The sequence below is a fragment of the Xanthomonas pisi DSM 18956 genome (assembly GCF_001010415.1).
GTDB lineage: Bacteria > Pseudomonadota > Gammaproteobacteria > Xanthomonadales > Xanthomonadaceae > Xanthomonas > Xanthomonas pisi.
The window spans coordinates 1-258 of sequence record NZ_JPLE01000263.1; the positions used below are offsets into that span (position 1 = coordinate 1).

Sequence of the window (258 nt, forward strand, 5' to 3'; positions counted from 1 at the left end):
ACACTATGTCTGAACAATTAAATGAAGTGTTTGAATCTGAAGGCAGTCTTCCTGTCGTCAATTTGAACCCTAAAGCTAAAGTTCCACAAGTCTGGAAAATTGGTGATATCGATACAAACATCGTAGTTCGCTTATTCTCTTACCTTTCCGAAGGTGATGCTGTAAAACAAGTTAAACTGGGCGACAAATACGCTCATGTTGTTATTATGAGTCTGTCCGAAAAGGGTAATCTCGCCGAATGGAAAAATGGCCTTGGTC

The 258-nt window shown here is 39.9% G+C and carries 1 protein-coding gene; it reads left to right on the forward strand.

The features are described from left to right. A partial coding sequence (locus Y887_RS20825) for a hypothetical protein (protein WP_211257024.1) occupies window positions 1–258 on the forward strand: 258 nt, incomplete at both ends.